This window comes from Streptomyces sp. NPDC057654 (assembly GCF_042800135.1).
GTDB lineage: Bacteria > Actinomycetota > Actinomycetes > Streptomycetales > Streptomycetaceae > Streptomyces.
The window spans coordinates 1-2,899 of sequence record NZ_JBHVHQ010001008.1 but is presented as its reverse complement, the minus strand read 5'-3'; the positions used below and the strand labels follow the sequence as shown (position 1 = coordinate 2,899).

2 protein-coding genes are annotated in these 2,899 nt (G+C 70.0%); both read left to right on the top strand.

Annotated features, from left to right (window positions below):
* The first annotated feature begins 358 nt into the window (after window positions 1-358).
* A complete protein-coding gene (locus tag ACFU99_RS39645) occupies window positions 359-1,096 on the top strand; it encodes a transglycosylase SLT domain-containing protein (protein WP_384402386.1) in 738 nt (245 codons plus the stop codon).
* A 145-nt stretch (window positions 1,097-1,241) separates the two neighbouring features.
* Window positions 1,242-2,798, top strand: a complete 1,557-nt coding sequence (locus tag ACFU99_RS39640; protein ID WP_384402383.1) for an AI-2E family transporter — start codon at window positions 1,242-1,244, stop codon at window positions 2,796-2,798.
* Window positions 2,799-2,899 lie beyond the last annotated feature (101 nt).

The following is a 2,899-nucleotide window of genomic DNA, read 5'->3' as shown; positions in this document are numbered from 1 at the left end:
CAGGAGCTTAGCCGCGCGGCGTCGTGCTGCGCTGCCCTTTCCGTCAAACAGACTCGGCAAACGGGGTGTGAGCTTTCCCACGCAACCGGGAATTGCCTAGGAGCGTTGAGTTCCGGCAGAGTCTCAGTCCTGTCAGGCCCCGCATACGGCACACGGGCACCCCCAGCGGTGTCACCCCACAAGAACTGAACAGCGTCGCCGTATGCCGCCCGAGCACCACGCGGACCTCCTTCACCGGAGGGCCCACCGGGCCCGTGCCTCCTGTGACCAGCCGGCCCCACCGCTCTTCGGGGGCCGGGACCAATCGGAGGCCAGCGTCAGGGGCACGATTGCGTCCGCACGGTCACCTATGCGGGCGATGCTGGAAGGAAACCGTGTGAGCCGGATTTCGGTCCGGGGATTCGCCGTGGCGTCCGCCACCGCGGTCACCACAGTCGGCGCCGTCGTCGGTGTCGCCTCGGGCAGTGAGCAGGGCACGGCCGGCACGGTCGAGGCCACCGCCGCCGATTCGACCATCCTCGCGGACATCCCCACAGGTCAGAGCGTCCAGGCGCAGACCGCTTCGCTGACGCAGCAGGCGGACACCCAGTCCGCGGCCGCTGCCTCCGACGCCAAGAAGGCCGTCGAGGAGTCCGCCCGCAAGCAGGCGGCCAAGGACGCGCAGGCCAAGAAGGACGCCGCGGACGCGAAGGCGAAGAAGGACGCCGAGGAGAAGGCGAAGAAGGAGCACGAGGAGAAGGAGAAGGAGGCCAGCCGCTCCGGCGAGCACGACGGCCTCGCCGACCTCTCCGCCAAGAGCTCCTACTCCATCTCCGAGATCAAGGCGATGGCCCAGCAGATCGTGCCGGGCGACCAGTTCCAGTGCTTCAGCAACATCGTGAACAACGAGAGCACCTGGAACTACAAGGCGACGAATCCCTCCTCCGGCGCGTACGGGCTCATGCAGGCGCTGCCCGCCGGCAAGATGGCCTCCGCGGGCGCCGACTGGCAGACCAACCCGGCCACGCAGATCAAGTGGGGCCTGAGCTACATGAACGGCAAGTTCGGCAGCCCCTGCGGCGCATGGTCGTACTGGCAGGCCCACGGCAACTACTAGGGTCTTCCGCTCACCATCACTTCGCCCCCGACCTCAACCGGTCGGGGGCTTATGTGTGTCTTAAGGGGCGACACCTGCCGTGTCCGAGGCCAGGTCACGGGTAACGTCGACCCGTATGGCCGCGGGGATGGGGTAGAGGAAGAGAATGTCCAGATTGCCAGAGTGGGTCGGCGGCTTGGGGGCCGGTCTGTCGCGGCTCGCCGAGCGGTTGGACCAGCAGCGCAGGGAGGCGTCCGAGGACGCCGAGCCGGGTCCGCCCGACCGGGAGGGCTCCGGGTACGGGGCCGAGCGCGCGTACGGGAGTGAACACGCGGGTTCCGCGCCGGCCGAGGAGGGCGCGGCGCCGGACCGTACGGGCGCGTCCGCCGAGCCGTCCCGCGAACCCGACGACGAGACCCGGCCGAAACGCGGCCTCGCGTGGTCGAAGGACCGGGACCGGTCGGCCCCGGACGACGCCGCGCCGCACGGCGACGCCGAACCGCACGAACCGGAACACGTCCCCCCGCCGCCCGCCTACGCCCCGGCGGTGGCGCCCCGGCCGGACCCGGTCGCCGCCGTCCCCTGGGGCATGCGGGTGGCCGCCGAGGTCGGCTGGCGGCTGCTGGTGCTGGCGGGCGCGGTGTGGGTGCTGATGAAGGTCATCAGCGATGTGCAGCTTGTGGTGCTCTCGTTCGTCGCCGGGCTGCTCATCACCGCGATGCTCCAGCCGACCGTGGCGCGGCTGAAGCGGCGCGGCGTGCCGCGCGGCCTCGCCACCGCCGCCGTCTTCATCGGCGGCTTCGTCATCATGGGGCTCGTCACCTGGTTCGTCATCTGGCAGGTGACGGAGCACATCGACGACCTGACGTCCAAGGTGCAGCACGGCATCACGGATCTGAAGCACTCGCTGCTCAACAGCCCGTTCCATGTCACCGAGGATCAGATCAACAACATCGCCGACAACCTGAGCAAGGCCATCGGCACCAACACCAAGGACATCACCTCGGCCGGGCTCGAAGGCGTCCAGGTCGTCATCCAGATGTTCACCGGCATCCTGCTGACGATGTTCTCCACCCTCTTCCTGCTCTACGACGGGCCGAAGATCTGGGGCTGGCTGCTCAAGCTGCTGCCGGGCGCCGCCCGTGAGGGCGTCGCGGGCGCGGGCCCGCGCGCGTGGGCGACGCTCACCGCCTATGTGCGCGGCACGGTGATAGTCGCGCTGATCGACGCGATAGCCATCGGCATCGGGATCTACTTCCTCGACGTGCCGATGGCGGTGCCGCTGGCCGTGTTCATCTTCCTGTTCGCCTTCATCCCGATGGTGGGCGCGGTCGTCTCCGGCGCGCTCGCGGTGATCGTGGGACTGGTGACGCACGGGGTGTTCACGGCGGCGATGGTGCTCGTGGTGGTCCTCGCCGTGCAGCAGATCGAGGGCCATGTCCTCCAGCCCTTCATCCTGGGCCGCGCGGTGCGGGTCCACCCGCTGGCCGTGGTCCTCTCCGTCGCGACGGGCTCGCTGATCGCGGGCATCGGCGGCGCGGTGGTCGCGGTGCCGCTGGTGGCGGTGACGAACACGGTGGTCGGCTATCTGCGCGCGTACTCCAAGGAGCAGGCGCTGCGCGCGGCTCCCATGACCCACGCGCCGGCCCGTACGGCTCCGGCGGCCCAGGCGGCCGAGGCGGGTACGGAGGACCGGGTCGGGGTCGCGGGGGCGAGAGAGTAGCGAGCGGGGGCGCCCGCAGGGTACGGCCGTACACACGCGAATGAGCGGTACGGCCGTACGTGCGCGACCCGTGCGGTACGGCCGTACGCACGCGGCTATGC